This is a genomic window from Flavobacterium sp. IB48 (genome assembly GCF_016405855.1).
Taxonomy (GTDB): Bacteria; Bacteroidota; Bacteroidia; order Flavobacteriales; family Flavobacteriaceae; genus Flavobacterium; species Flavobacterium ginsengisoli.
In genome coordinates, this window is sequence record NZ_JAEFCA010000004.1 from 596,718 (window position 1) to 610,937 (window position 14,220).

General features: G+C 34.2%; 15 protein-coding genes. 5 read left to right on the top strand and 10 right to left on the bottom strand.

Translation table 11 applies throughout. The features are described from left to right. Positions 1-14: 14 nt before the first annotated feature. Complete coding sequence (gene gcvT, locus JC605_RS16165) at positions 15-1,097, bottom strand: glycine cleavage system aminomethyltransferase GcvT (protein WP_198857177.1); 1,083 nt, start codon at positions 1,095-1,097, stop codon at positions 15-17. 234 nt (positions 1,098-1,331) lie between these two features. Between gcvT and JC605_RS16170 the strand changes: the two genes are divergently transcribed. The 3 genes from JC605_RS16170 to JC605_RS16180 all read left to right on the top strand — a co-directional run bounded on the left by JC605_RS16170 (position 1,332) and on the right by JC605_RS16180 (position 3,627). Beyond that, positions 1,332-2,180 carry an NAD(P)H-hydrate dehydratase gene (locus JC605_RS16170; RefSeq protein ID WP_198857178.1) on the top strand — a complete coding sequence of 283 codons (849 nt, stop codon included), beginning with the start codon at positions 1,332-1,334 and terminating at the stop codon, positions 2,178-2,180. Positions 2,181-2,474: 294 nt separating this feature from the next. Further along, positions 2,475-3,254 (top strand): HipA family kinase, encoded by a 780-nt coding sequence (locus JC605_RS16175; RefSeq protein WP_198857179.1) that lies wholly within the window; start codon positions 2,475-2,477, stop codon positions 3,252-3,254. After that, entirely contained in the window at positions 3,244-3,627 is a 384-nt protein-coding gene (locus JC605_RS16180) for a DUF3037 domain-containing protein (protein ID WP_198857180.1), read from the top strand. Before JC605_RS16175 ends, JC605_RS16180 begins: the two co-directional genes overlap by 11 nt. 392 nt (positions 3,628-4,019) lie before the next feature. Here the strand turns inward: JC605_RS16180 and JC605_RS16185 are convergent, their stop codons facing one another. Continuing rightward, positions 4,020-5,138, bottom strand: a complete 1,119-nt coding sequence (locus JC605_RS16185; protein ID WP_198857181.1) for a polysaccharide lyase family 1 protein — start codon at positions 5,136-5,138, stop codon at positions 4,020-4,022. A 237-nt stretch (positions 5,139-5,375) separates the two neighbouring features. Between JC605_RS16185 and JC605_RS16190 the strand changes: the two genes are divergently transcribed. Next, entirely contained in the window at positions 5,376-5,945 is a 570-nt protein-coding gene (locus JC605_RS16190; RefSeq protein ID WP_198857182.1) for a Crp/Fnr family transcriptional regulator, read from the top strand. Between the two features lie 238 nt (positions 5,946-6,183). On the opposite strand, the gene JC605_RS16195 is transcribed toward JC605_RS16190, so the two are convergent. From JC605_RS16195 to JC605_RS16205, 3 genes are all read right to left on the bottom strand, one after another. Beyond that, positions 6,184-6,732, bottom strand: a complete 549-nt coding sequence (locus JC605_RS16195) for a HutD family protein (RefSeq protein WP_198857183.1) — start codon at positions 6,730-6,732, stop codon at positions 6,184-6,186. 221 nt (positions 6,733-6,953) lie between these two features. Beyond that, on the bottom strand, positions 6,954-7,460 hold the full coding sequence (locus JC605_RS16200; RefSeq protein WP_198857184.1) for a GNAT family N-acetyltransferase: 507 nt from the start codon (positions 7,458-7,460) through the stop codon (positions 6,954-6,956). 305 nt (positions 7,461-7,765) lie between these two features. Beyond that, on the bottom strand, positions 7,766-8,593 hold the full coding sequence (locus tag JC605_RS16205; protein ID WP_198857185.1) for a hypothetical protein: 828 nt from the start codon (positions 8,591-8,593) through the stop codon (positions 7,766-7,768). A gap of 343 nt (positions 8,594-8,936) precedes the next feature. Between JC605_RS16205 and JC605_RS16210 the strand changes: the two genes are divergently transcribed. Beyond that, entirely contained in the window at positions 8,937-9,320 is a 384-nt protein-coding gene (locus JC605_RS16210; protein WP_198857186.1) for a helix-turn-helix domain-containing protein, read from the top strand. Between the two features lie 86 nt (positions 9,321-9,406). Here the strand turns inward: JC605_RS16210 and JC605_RS16215 are convergent, their stop codons facing one another. The 5 genes from JC605_RS16215 to thrC form a co-directional block, all read right to left on the bottom strand. Then, positions 9,407-10,129: a hypothetical protein gene (locus JC605_RS16215; RefSeq protein ID WP_198857187.1), complete on the bottom strand. Its 723-nt coding sequence runs from the start codon at positions 10,127-10,129 to the stop codon at positions 9,407-9,409. Between the two features lie 154 nt (positions 10,130-10,283). Continuing rightward, on the bottom strand, positions 10,284-10,910 hold the full coding sequence (locus JC605_RS16220; RefSeq protein ID WP_198857188.1) for a hypothetical protein: 627 nt from the start codon (positions 10,908-10,910) through the stop codon (positions 10,284-10,286). 172 nt (positions 10,911-11,082) lie between these two features. Further along, positions 11,083-11,775: a hypothetical protein gene (locus JC605_RS16225; protein ID WP_198857189.1), complete on the bottom strand. Its 693-nt coding sequence runs from the start codon at positions 11,773-11,775 to the stop codon at positions 11,083-11,085. A 191-nt stretch (positions 11,776-11,966) separates the two neighbouring features. After that, positions 11,967-12,449: a DUF2321 domain-containing protein gene (locus JC605_RS16230; RefSeq protein WP_198857190.1), complete on the bottom strand. Its 483-nt coding sequence runs from the start codon at positions 12,447-12,449 to the stop codon at positions 11,967-11,969. Between the two features lie 126 nt (positions 12,450-12,575). Then, complete coding sequence (thrC, locus tag JC605_RS16235; protein ID WP_198857191.1) at positions 12,576-13,865, bottom strand: threonine synthase; 1,290 nt, start codon at positions 13,863-13,865, stop codon at positions 12,576-12,578. Between the last annotated feature and the right edge of the window lie 355 nt (positions 13,866-14,220).

Sequence of the window (14,220 nt, forward strand, 5' to 3'; positions counted from 1 at the left end):
TATTTCGATAAAAATTATTTCTTATAGAATGGCAATTTTACCACTTTAGCAGGAACATCATTTTTTCTAATTCTAATAAAAATATCGCTGTCAACTGCGCTATTAGCAGTTGTAACGTAGCCTAAACCAATTCCTTTATTCATAGAAGGAGACATTGTTCCAGAAGTTACAATTCCGATTACCGCTCCAGAACCATCAACAATTTCATAATCGTGTCTTGGTACCGCACGCTCCTGCATTTCAAAAGCAACTAATTTTCTTGCAACACCAGCTTCTTTTTGCTTTTTAAGCGCTTCAGAATTCGTAAAATCTTTAGTAAATTTTGTAATCCATCCTAAACCAGCTTCAAGAGGAGAAGTAGTATCGTTGATATCATTTCCGTAAAGGCAGAATCCCATTTCTAAACGTAAAGTATCGCGCGCAGCAAGACCAATCGGCTTAATGCCAAAAGAAGCTCCTGCTTCAAAAACTTTATTCCAGATTGCTTCAGCATCTGCATTTTTGCAGTAGATTTCAAATCCGCCAGAACCAGTATAACCAGTAGCAGAAATAATTACGTCACTAAATCCAGCAAAATCAGCTACTTCAAAATGATAATATGTAATCGCTGACAAATCAACAGAAGTCAAAGACTGCATAGCTTCAACTGCTTTTGGTCCTTGAATCGCTAGTAAAGAATATTCATCAGAAAGATTCTTCATGTCAACTCCTAAATCATTGTGAGATGAAATCCAGTTCCAGTCTTTTTCAATATTCGAAGCATTTACAACTAGTAAATACTCTTCTTCTTTCATTTTATAAATAATCAAATCGTCAACAATTCCGCCTTCGTTATTTGGAAGACAAGAATATTGCGCTCTTCCAATTGTCAAAGTAGAAGCATCATTTGAAGTCACTTTTTGAATCAGAGCCAAAGCATTTGGACCCGTTAACAAAAATTCACCCATGTGCGAAACGTCAAAAACTCCCACGCCGTTACGAACTGTTTCGTGTTCAGCATTAACCCCTTCATAAGTAATAGGCATATTATAACCAGCAAAAGGAAGCATTTTCGCTCCTAAACCTTCATGTATGTGCGTAAGCGCAGTATTTTTCATTGTGTTGTTTTATAAAATTGTTTTGCAAATCTATTCAAAAAATATCGATTTCGAATACCTTAAATTATAAATTTCGCAATAATTTGGAGCTATTTCCTGCTATCCGCTATATCTTTTTGTTTTTAAAGAAAAAACAAAAAGGATGCCGCTACTATCAGGGCTAGGACTATCAGTTTCAAAAGACGAGTTTTGATTTCAATTTTTTATGTAATTTTATTGTATAAAATCGTCTAGATGAAATCATCGTATTTAATTACAAAAGAAGAAATTCTAAAATTATACAAACCTATAAATCCTAAAACTCATAAAGGAACACAAGGTCATGCGGTGATTATTGCCGGAAGTTATGGCAAAATAGGAGCAGGAGTTTTAGCTTCAAAATCTTGTCTAAAATCTGGCTGCGGACTCGTAACGACTTTTATACCAAAGTGCGGTTATCAAATCCTTCAAATCTCTATTCCAGAAGTCATGACCGTAACCGACGAAAATACCAATTTTATTACCAACATTCATTTACTGCTAATTCCGCAAGCCGTTGGAATAGGTCCAGGAATAGGAAAGGAGCTGGGAACACAAAAAGCTTTATTTGAATTTCTGCGAATAAATAAAGCGCCTTTAGTTATCGATGCAGATGCATTAAATATTATCTCAGAAAACTTATCATGGCTAGAATTGGTTCCAGAAGACACAATTCTAACACCTCATCCAAAAGAATTAGAACGTTTGATAGGAAAGTGGAATTCAGAAGCCGAGAAATTCCAGAAAACAATCGCTTTTTCAGAAAAATATAAAGTCATTGTGGTCATGAAAGGCGCACCAACATACATTATCAATAGAACTTCAGTATACGAAAACACAAGCGGAAACGCCGCACTCGCAACCGCAGGAAGCGGAGATGTCTTAACCGGAATTCTCACAAGTCTTTTAGCACAAGGTTACGAACCCAAATATGCTTCCAAAATGGGTGTTTACCTCCACGGATTAACAGCCGATTTAGCTTTGCCAAAAACAGGTTATGAGTCTTTTACAGCTTCTACAATTATTAAGTATTTAGGGAAAGCTTTTTTGAGTTTAGAAAAGTAATTTTAACGCAGAGAGCGCAAAGTTTTTTCGCAAAGTTCGCTGAGTTTCTAAAGAATGCTTTGCTTTTTTTGAGCTCGAAAAGATTTTATTGTAGAATAAATAACATCCAGTTAAGAGTGCAAAAAAAATGAGAATAATGCTTTGTGAACTTAAAAAAAGCAAAGCAAACTCAAAAAAAAACTTTCGTGAACTTTGCGAAAAAACTTTGTGTTCTCTGCGTTAAAAATCTCACCACAATAAAAAATCTAAAATCCACCCTCTACAATCTAAAATCAAAAATTGTAAGTTTGTAACATGAAAAACTTCGATCTTAGAACAGTAAACGTCATGCGTTATATCACGCCACTGCGCGAAGGCGGTTCTTTACCCGCATTAGCAGAAGCCGATGACGATTTTAAATACGTATTAAAATTTAGAGGAGCCGGACACGGCGTAAAAGCTCTAATCGCTGAATTAGTTGGCGGACAAATCGCAAAAGCTTTAAAATTGCAATTGCCAGAATTAGTATTCGCAAATCTCGACGAAGCTTTCGGAAGAACAGAAGGCGACGAAGAAATCCAAGATTTACTGCAAGGAAGTCAGGGCTTAAACTTAGCACTTCACTTTTTATCTGGCGCAATTACTTTTGATCCAGTTGTAACAACTGTCGATGCTAAATTAGCATCACAAATTGTTTGGCTAGATGCTTATATAACCAATGTCGACAGAACTTTCAGAAACACCAATATGTTGATTTGGCATAAAGAATTATGGCTGATTGATCATGGTGCGTGTTTGTACTTTCATCATTCTTGGAGCAATTGGGAACAACATGCTAAAAGTCCGTTTGCGTTAATTAAAGATCACGTTTTACTGCCTCAGGCTTCAATGTTAAAAGAAGTTGATACTGAGTTTAAAGCGATTCTTACGCCAGAAATTTTAGAAGAAATTGTCAATACGATTCCGCTAGACTGGTTGCAGTGGGAAGATGCAGACGAAACTCCAGAAGGATTGCGAAATGTTTATTTGCAGTTTTTAAAGACAAGATTAGAGAATTCAGAAATATTTGTAAATCAGGCGCAAAATGCAAGATAATCACTTATACGAATATGCTGTGATTCGTGTTGTGCCAAGGGTAGAGCGCGAAGAATTCCTGAATATCGGAATCATTTTGTTTTGCAAAAAAGCCAAATTTATAAAGGTTCTTTTTCATTTAAATAAAGAAAAAATACAAACCCTTTCTGCCGATTTCGACATCGAACAGTTAGAATGTAATTTAACTTCATTAGAAAAAATCGCCAAAGGAGCCAAAGACGGCGGTCCAATCGCCGAATTTGAAATTCCGGAACGTTTTAGATGGTTAACAGCCATTAGAAGTTCAGCAATTCAAACCTCGAGACCTCATCCAGGTTTTAGCCAGGATTTGGAGAAAACGATTCAGAGATTGTTTGAAGAGTTGGTGCTTTAAAAAGTAGCTAAGGTTCTAAGATGCTAAGATTCTAAGTTTTTTTGTTGAGGCACATAGCAGTGCGTCTGATATTCCGTAAAAAAATCTCGCAACCCCGATAGCTATCGGGAGCAGAGGCGCAAAGTTTTTTGATAAAGTTTCCATACACTTTGTCATTTCGACGAAGGAGAAATCTTCACAAGTAACTCCACAAAGTATATCGCCAATCTTTGTCGAGCTTCTCAAGAAGATTTCTCCTTCGTCGAAATGACAATTTTGGGTATACTATATGAAATGAAAAACTTTGCGCCTTTGCGTCTTCGTGGCAAAATAAAAAATAAAAAACCACGAACTGCATTTACTGCAATCCGTGGTTCTAACTAAAAACTAACTTACTATTTATTCTAATTCAATTAAAAAGAACCGCAAACATTACCTCCTAAAGTAGGTCCTGCATTAGCAGAAATATCAGCTTTAACCGCAGTTTTAGCCAATTTTACGATAGAGTATGGCGGAGTAAAAGCAGTACCGCTTCCAGCCTGAGTTCCCGTTACACTTGTAAATACGTTATCAGTAGCTGTAACAGCAGTATAACCCGTCATTAAATCGATTGGATTTTTTACCCCTTCAAAAACATTGCTTTCTACGCGAATATTTGCTTCAAATCCTGCTGCAATACATTTATTGCTTACAGTGCTATTAAAGAAACTGTTTACAATATGCACTTGTCCAAAACGAACTCTAGGCATTCTTTCTTTACATCCAGGAGCCCACCAGCATCTTGCAAAAGTGATTCTTAATTTACCGCGGTCGGCAGTTGCACCATCGCTAGAACCAATTAAGTTAGAGAAACGGTGATCATCAGTTCCGCCAGAACCTCCGGCTTTTGGCGCTTTTAGATAGTGGAATTTAGTGTATGTAACAGAAATATAATCTGATTTGTTTTTGATGTCGAAGTTTCCGTCAACACCGTCTCTAAATTCGCAATGGTCTACCCAAACGTTTTGGCAGTCATCTAAAATTGCATTATCCCAACCATCTGTATCGTAAGCACCTGGACCTTCAAAAATCAAGTTTCTAATAATGATGTTTTTACATCTTTTAATGTTAATGATTCCAGAACCGTCTTTAGTTTGATTCGTTGAAACCAATTTTGCACCACTAGCACCATAAATTGTTTTCCCGGTTTGATCTTGAAAAGACAATCTAGTAGTAATGGTAATTGTTCCAGAAACTTTAATCACTTTTACAGAAGTGTTTTCAATCGCCGATTTCAGCTGAGCGTAAGTGGTAACTGTAGTTTCGGCAGAAGACCCGCCACCAGTTGTTCCACCATTTTGTGAAGCCCATCCTGGAACCTCAGCGCAATTTCCAACTTTAGCCGTAGTATTGGTTGCTGAAGCATCAATCGCTGTTTCGTTTGTTGGTTGAATACTTGCTTCTGTGTTTGAAGCGATTTCTTCAGAATTACATGCCGTAAATCCGAGAATCAATGCTGCTGCGAACATTGAAAGTTTTGATTTTAAGTTCATAATTAAGTTTGGTTATTTATAAAAGTTTGACAACGCAAAACTCAATATTATTTGTAGGAAAAAAGTTGAACAAGTTCAAACTTTTACAAAAAAATCTACGAAATGTATTTTTTTAACACTTGTAAATTTACAAAAATGCATAAATAGCTTATTTTTACGTAATCGATTACATTGGTTAAGCCCCTAATTAATGATGAATCGATAAACAAACTTATTCCTTAAACAAAAACCACAAAAATGTACAACCTACTAAGAAAAAACATTGAAAGGAAAATTCCGCTCACAGATGAAGAATGGGACATAATTGTTTCGAAAGCAGAGATTATCAAACTCAAAAAGAATCAATTTCTGCAAATCCAGAATTCAAACAGCAGTTACGAAGGATTTATTTTAAAAGGATCATTCAAAACCTACATTGTAAATGAAAATGGAACAGAAACCGTAATTTTCTTCTCTTTCGAAAACGAATGGATTTGCGATCTGGAAAGTTTTTACCATCAAAAGCCGACCACGTACAACATTAAAGCCATTGAAGACAGCGAAGTAGTGGTCATCAATAAAATGCAAAAAGCGTATTTGTTTGCCGTTATTCCAAAACTCATTAAGTTTCACGTCCTCATGATTGAGCGTGCCAATGTTGCCATTCAGCAAAGACTTCTGGATGTTCTTCATAAAACATCAAAACAACGTTATTTGGATTTTAAAGAACGTTATCCACAAAAAGTGAGTTCGATAAACAATAAGAATTTATCTTCGTATTTGGGTGTTTCGCACGAGTTTTTATCGAAGATAAAAAGGAGATGCTAAGGTGCTAAGATTCTGAGATTCTAAGTTTTTATTTCACGCAGATTTTATAGAGATTAATGCACTAATCTCATTTTTGTCATTTCGACGAAGGAGAAATCTTCGCGAGAAGCTCTACAAAGATTGGCGAAATACTTTGCGGAGCCACTTGCGAAGATTTCTCCTTCGTCGAAATGACAAACTGCATGGGAACTTTATATAAAAACTTCGAGTCTTCGCGCTTTCGTGGCAAAAAACTTGATTAAAAATTCAACATCCCAAACAGGCATTCGTTAGAAAAATGAAGTATCACATTTTCCTTTTCGTGATTCTCAATGACCAATAAATCATTGGTTTCTAAATAATATGGCTTTTCATTAATTGTAATAGCTGTCATCTCTAAAGAAAACAAAATAATTATTTCAGCATTACAATTCTGATTGCGATTTGCTATTTCCAGTTTATGGCGGGATATTTTCTCAGAAACCATCCAATTAAAATCAGAGCCTTTGGTGAAAGAAGTTACCTTATCATTCGAATTAAATTCCATGATTTCATACTTCCCATATTCCTTTTTTTCTTTGTTTACCTCAACATCTAAGTCGTTATCAAGCATAACTAAGTATCGATGATAGCCTTTAAATTTGGTAAACTCTGAAGGTACTTCTTCAATTGTAGCACTGCTTATTCTAAATGCGAAATCTCTATGGGCATAAATTGCGGTTTTTGGATAGATCATATATTCATATGTCAATCCGCCATTCCAAATAGAGGGTTTCGTGTTTTTTTTAGAGAAAAGCTGTATGTGCATTTATTGAATATTTTAATAATTTTATTCTCTTTTTTTGTCCTCCTGAGCGAAGTCGAAGGATCATAAGTAGCTCGACAAAGAAGAAAAACTTTGCTGAATAGCTTGGCGGTCCTTCGACTCCGCTCAGGAAGACAAACTGTATGGAGAGCTTTATCGAAAAAACTTTGCGGCTCTGCGAGATTAAAAAACTTCGTGTCTTCGCGCCTTCGCGGCAAAAAAACTTAAATACTTTTCTCCAAATAAATAAACTCCAAAGGTTCAGCAGAAACTGTCGTATGAATTTCGCTTTCAGGAAAAGCTTCACGTTTTCCTGTATCTACATAACCATGACGTTTGTACCACGCGACAAGCTCTTCACGAACCGAAATAACCGTCATAATAATACTCGATAATCCCAAAGATTTTGCATGATTTTCGGCTTCTGCCAAAAGTTTTTTCCCGATTCCGCTGTTTTGAAGTTCTGGCGAAACGGTTAGCATTCCTAAATACAATTGATGTCCTTTTTCAACCAATAAAACCGAACCGATAATTTTGTTATTCTCTGTAAATTTCAGAATCGTATTTTTTGGATCCAGAAAGATTTCTGTCATTTCCTGTTCGTCGGTTCTTTTTCCTTCTAGTAAATGTGCTTCGGTTGTCCAGCCTTTTTTAGAAGTTTCGCCTCTGTATGCTGAGTTGATTAAGGTTGTTAATGCTGGAATGTCTTCTATTGTTGCTTTTGTAATCATGTTAAGCTAATCGTATTATGAATATAAATGGTTTCCAGTTTTAAATGGAAAAATATTTGAATTGCCTCCAGCTTTAGCTGGAGAAGCAAAATTACATTAGAAAATGGCTTTAGCCTAATCTTTTGAGTTTTTTGGCTAAAGCCGAAGCTTGTTCAAAAAGTAAACCTCCAGCTAAAGCTAGAGGCAATTGAAAATTTAGTTTTTTTGTAATATTTTAAAGTTTATTAGTCATAAACATGTTCAATTATTCATTGGGCTTCTAAAATTGATAATTTAAAAAGGAAATACAGCCTTTTATTATTGTTTTATTTAAGCGAATATGCTGCTATGGTTTTCTTGAAAAGAGAAGGGACATAGACTATTTTTTTCTCCTTGTCGAGTCCTATATCGGCTGTGTAATATTCTTCTTTTCTGGTATCTGAAAGGATTTCTTTTGAGCCATCTTTATTTACATAATAAATAACTCCAGTCCAGCAGCTCACAATAAACGAATTGTCTGTTATTGGCTCAATTCCATCTGTATTTTCATCCATGCCTTCTGCCAAAAGCTGTTTATTCTTTTTAGAATCCGTTTTGTATAATGATCCACTGTCTAAAAAATACAAATCGGTATCGATAGCTTTTAGGCCATTTGGTTTGTTTAGGTTTTCTAAGTAAACAGTTGCAATCTCATTTTCTAATTTGAAAATCTTACCCACTTTTGGGTCAGACACATAAACAACTCCTTTTTTATCTACAGTTACATCGTTTAATATTTTGGAACCATCAACGGTTATTTTTTTGAGTATTTTTTGTTGTTTGATATCTATAATTACAATTTCTGTTAGGTCGGCTACAAATAACTTATTCTTGAACTTTGCCATTCCTTTTGGAGCATTTAAACCTGATATCCAATTTAGATTAATGATTTTTCCATCGACAGTTAATTTTCCTATGCTTCCTTTTCCGTCACGCTCAGCTGGTGAACCATCCATTAAAGAGGTATATAAAATCTGATCTGTTTTATCTAATAATACCGATTCAGGAACGGGCAAAATACTATCGGTTATCCAAATTCTATTTAAAGAATGTTGAGCAATACTCGAAAAACTTATTGTAAATAGCACTAAAACATAATAAACATTTTTTTTCATTTTGATTGGCTTTTGAATTTCTTTGTGTTAATAAGTTGGATGCTCGCGCTAGCGAGAGGAAAATTTGAATTGGCTCTAGCTTTACCTAGAGAAACAAAATTAAATAAGAAAAATGGCTTTAGCCTAATCTCTTTAATAGAGCGCAGATTTAATGGATTCGTTATCACGAAGACGCGGATTAATACGGATTTTAAAATTGCAAACCGTGTAAATCCGCGTTTTTGAAAAAGCAAATCTGTTTAATCTGTGTTCAAATATATAATTGAAAAGCGTATCTTACAAAAACAACTTTGTTTTTTACACGAATTTATTTTTGTTTAAGAATTTTAAATATCTTTGAATTATGAGTACAGCAACAAAACCAAAACATATCGGCAGAAATATAAGCCGTATAAGAGAGCTTAAAGATATGAAGCAGGATGCACTGGCATTGGCTTTAGGCATAAGTCAGCAAATGGTTTCGAATATTGAAAACAGCGAAACGGTTGACGAGCAAAGATTAATTGAGGTTGCAAAAGCTCTTGACGTTTCTGTTGAAGCAATTAAAAACTTTTCGGAAGAAGCAGTTTTTAATATTATTGGAAATACTTTTCAGGATCAAAGTGCAGTTTACAATTGCAATTGTACTTTTAATCCTTTAGATAAAGTTGTTGAACTTTACGAACGTTTGGTGCAAGCTGAAAAAGATAAAGTGGAGTATTTGGAGAAATTATTGAACGGGAAATAAATGTTTTTTGAAGATATATTAAATTGAAAAGAGACCTTTGAATGAGGTCTCTTTTTTATTCTTGCCTTACTTGTCTAGTTGGGAAGTTAATCGTCTATTAATTTTTTATTTATTGTAGAGTTATAATTATCAAGTTCTCTAACAAACTCTAAGAATTCAAACATGTTATCTGCATAAACACTGAAGTCTGTATTGTTTGATTGGTAAAGAAATGTCGGAGCAACTAAAAAAAATGTGGAGCTGTGAAGTTTATTTATGAGTTTAACAAACTCTGTGTCTAAAAAAGGCATATAATTAAAAATTTTTTTAGTCAGCGCATCAACATTAGAAACTGAATTATTATAAATTAATTGGCCATAAGTTGCTGGTTGGGGATTTATATGTGTTCCTAAAAAAATATTCTCAGCAATTGCATTGGGATTTCCTAAATTGCAAAGTGCTGTAAATTGCTCTTTAGTTATTAATTTCTTGTCATAATCTGCTTGGTTTACGCCAGATGGTATAATTACATAATGATATACACTATAGGCTCTTCCAATAAGTTGGTTTGTCCATTCGTAAACAGTGAAGTAGATATTTTTTTTATCCCTTTTCTCTTTTAAGACAACAACAACACAATAAAAAATAAAACTTGAAATATATGCGAGACTCAAATTAGATAAAACAGAACCTAATTCATCACCAAATGGTACAATTTCAGAGGTTTCACTTAAAAAAAAATCATTTAATAGTATAATTACGAATGATACTGCTAATAATAAATTTAGTAATTGTTTTTGGTTTATTTTTTTTGTTTTCTTTTTACTCATTTTCCTATGCTAGATATTATTATATTAGAAATTACTGATTTTTCTTTTTTTATTATAACCCCTTGCTAGCGCGAGCGTCCCGCTCGTGTCCGTTCCAATTGGTTTTTGAATTTCTTTGTGTTCACGAGGGAGACGCTCACGCTAGCGGGGGCTTTTATTCTATTTCTTTTGTTTCAATAATTTTTGCATTTGCACCAATTCCTTTTATTTTACTTAAGTATTTGTTATCAAGTTTGTCTTGATAAATTACATCTACTTCATATTCACAATCCTTAATATGTTTGCCTCCTTTCTGTCTGCCAAAGATATATCGTCTTTTTCCCTTTTCTAAGTCCCAAGGTAATGATAAACTATGTAATATAATATCATCAGAAGTAAGATTGAATTCTAAAAGTTTTGCATCTTCTCCTTTATTATTTAAGTCGATTTTAAGCTCACCATCATGACCCGAATAGCCTGCGCCGTTTAACCATAAATTTGGTTTTACGCTTAATTTCAATTTCTTTTCTTCAATTTCTCTTAGTTGTGCTATTGCTTCCTCGTCATTTCCTTTTAATATACCAGTATTTCTGAAAATGTCGACTTGTTGAGCAATTAAGTCATTTTGAATTTTCATGGTTTCGTTTTGAGCTTCCAAAATAGTTGCTATACCAGCCAATTTATCTATTTGTACTTGTTTGTCCTTGTCCCTACGAAATAGAAAAACAAATGCTCCAAAAGTTGCTAGTGAGCCAATAGCACTTATTATTTGAAAAATTATATTTACAGTAGTGCATTCCATTGTTTTTCTATTAATTGTTGATGAATCTCGTCGTTTAGCCTTGTACTAAATGATCCACTACTAAAGCGAATTTGAAACTAAATTAAGCTCTTTTTTGGATTTGCAAATCACCCCACACAAAAAGCTAATTGCTCAAACCCGTTGTAGTAACTTTTAGCGGTAGTTCCTGTTTTTACCTTACACTTTGTAACAATTCATTAAACTTAATAATAGTATTTCTTATTGCATTTCTAGCGGCTTCATCTCTGATAAAAGTCACTTCCTCAATAAAAGCTCCCGTATCAATAAGTTCCTTAAAAACTTTTGGTCTTTCATCTTCAGGGATGTTTATACTATTACAAATATCATCAAATGGACTTGAGATTCCACTTAATATACATATCTCACTTCCACGTAATGGCACTTCTAAAATTACTTCTCCTTGAATGTCTTTAAAATTATAAATTGCGTTACAATTTTCGGGGCTATGTACTTTATATTCTTCTAATTGAGAAACAAAATCATTACATTGCCATAGTTCATTAATATTTAAAATGACTTCATTTTGTTCTGGAAAGTGTTCGAAAATTGCGGCAGTGACTGCATTAATTCTATATTTACCTTTGAAAAATTCAGCATATCGTATATCTGTGGTCCAACTTGTAACTCCTTCTTCTTTTGAATTATTATAAATGATGTCTATTAATTCTCCTTTATGTAGAAATCTCTTTCTATAACAATTGGTTTTAACTATTTTATATTTTTTGTCTAAAATATTGCATTCTGCTTTTAGAGAAATTGCAAGTTGCTCCCTTGTTTCTTGGTTTTCTCCCCAACCATTTTGCCAATTATTTAACGCTATAAAAAATTCATTTCTAAATATCATTTTTTTGATTTGATTATAAAATTGCTTTAGTTTCTTTACTTTACTAGGAAATTAAGATAACGTTTTGTACTATATTGTGTTTTGGATAAGACCAAAACATGTTTTTAGGTTTTTCAGATTATCCCAAATACAAAACGAACTTTTCATTAAGTCTATTTTTTTAATTCATTGTTTAGCTATTTGTTATGGTTTTATTGACCCCATATTGCTTTTTTAACAGTTTCGCTTACAACGTCAACTAAAATATCTTTAATTCCTTTACCAATTTCAATACCTGCTTTGCCAATGTATTTTTTATACTTTGCTTGGGCTACAACTGTTTTGGGACCATCTTTAATCAAATCGTCAATACTTGATTTCAATTCAATTTTTTCATCAAAATTTAAATTTTCAGTCAGATCAATAAGTTCTTTGGCGGATTCTAATTGTAGAGAAGTCCAAGGAAAAGGATGCCCACACTTTTCACAATACTTAGGCTTGTGGTAGTCAAAAAAACCAATTACGCCAGGTATATTATGATAACCTCTAATATTTGTATTGCAGTTCTGACAACTCATTATAGTTTTTTCACCGCAATCGATACAAAATTCTTTTCTGTATTCTGGATGACCACCAGCCATCTCTGTAATTACGTGTCCGTTTAGACAAATTTGAGCAATATCAAATGTTCCCATTTATAATAAATTATTTTGTTGAGTTTTTGATTTAAAAATAGTTAAAATTTCCCATAAAAAAACCACAAATCTCACTAATAAAATGAGTGTAATCTGTGGTCTATAATTTTGTGAAATATATTTTTTTTACCCCAAGAACCCCTTCAACTCCTCATAGCTCTTAATCTTCACGCTAACTTTCTCCTCATTAATAACACTCTCAATTTGAGCAGGAATAGGAAGTGTAATTCCTAAAGCAGGTTCAACAACATCTAAGAATTTAATAGGATGTGCTGTTTCTAAGAAAATACCAATAGCGTTAGGGTGTTTTTCAAGCTCTTTTTTCAAACCTAAATAACCAACAGCGCCGTGCGGTTCTGCGATATAACCATCTGTTTTGTAGATTTTCTTTAGCGCTTCTAGCGTTTCTTCGTCAGTATAACTATAAGAAGAAAAGTCTTTTTCGAAAGCTTTCAAGTCATTGTTGTACAATTCCTGAATTCTAATAAAGTTGCTTGGGTTTCCAACGTCCATTGCGTTAGAAATTGTTGCTTTAGAAGGTTTTGGGTCGTATTTTCCGTTTTCTAAGAATCTTGGCACCGTGTCGTTTACGTTTGTCGAAGCAACGAAATGTTCAATTGGCAAACCTAATTTCTTCGCCATAATTCCCGCGCAGATATTCCCGAAGTTTCCGCTTGGGCAAGAGAAAACCAAAGGTTTGTTTTGGCTTTTCAATGCTTTGTAAGCAAAGAAGAAATAAAACATTTGCGGTAACCAGCGCGCAATATTAATCGAGTTTGCAGAAGTCAGGTTTTTATGCGCTAGAGTTTCATCTAAAAACGCTTTTTTCACCATATCCTGACAATCGTCAAAAACGCCGTCAACTTCCAGAGCTTTTATGTTTTGCCCTAAAGTAGTCAATTGTTTTTCCTGAATATCGCTCACTTTTCCTGACGGATATAAAATGACAACATCAACGCCGTCAACGCCAAGAAATCCGCTTGCAACGGCTCCACCTGTATCTCCAGAAGTAGCTACTAAAACCGTGTTTTTAGCGTCTTTTTTGTCTTTATTGAAATAGCCCAAACAACGTGACATAAAACGCGCTCCAACGTCTTTAAAAGCCATTGTTGGCCCATGAAATAATTCTAACGAATAGATTCCGTTTTCGACTTTCACAACTGGGAAATCAAAAACTAAAGTTTCGGCAATGATTTCTTTTAGTGTTGAAGCTGGGATTTCGTCGCCAACAAATTGTTTAATTGCTTCATACGCAATTTCTTCGTGACTTAAACTTTCGATTTTATCAAAAAATGAAGGATCAAGCGGTGTGATGCTTTCTGGGAAATATAATCCTTTGTCAGTTGCTAATCCTTGTATAACAGCTTCTTGAAAAGAAACTTTTGGGGCATTATGGTTTAAACTGTAGTATTTCATTGGTTGTTTTTTATTTAACCGCAAAGCACGCAAGGAATTGGTTTCTTTTGTAAACGCAGAGTTCGCAAAGCTTTGTGGTTATATTTTTTATTCAATAGTTATTTTTAAGCATTTTTGTCATTTCGACGTAAGGAGAAATCTTCGCAAGTAACTCCGCAACGTTATTCCAATCTTTGTCGAGCTTCTCTTGAAGATTTGCTTCGCCTGTTCGCTAACGCTCGGGTCTCCTCCGTCGAAATGACAAACTGTGCGGTTATACTTTGCGTGCCATACTTTGTGTGGGCTTCGACTCCGCTCAGCCTGACAAACGTTATGTATAACTTTTAATATTTAATTCTTCTTACTTAATACATCT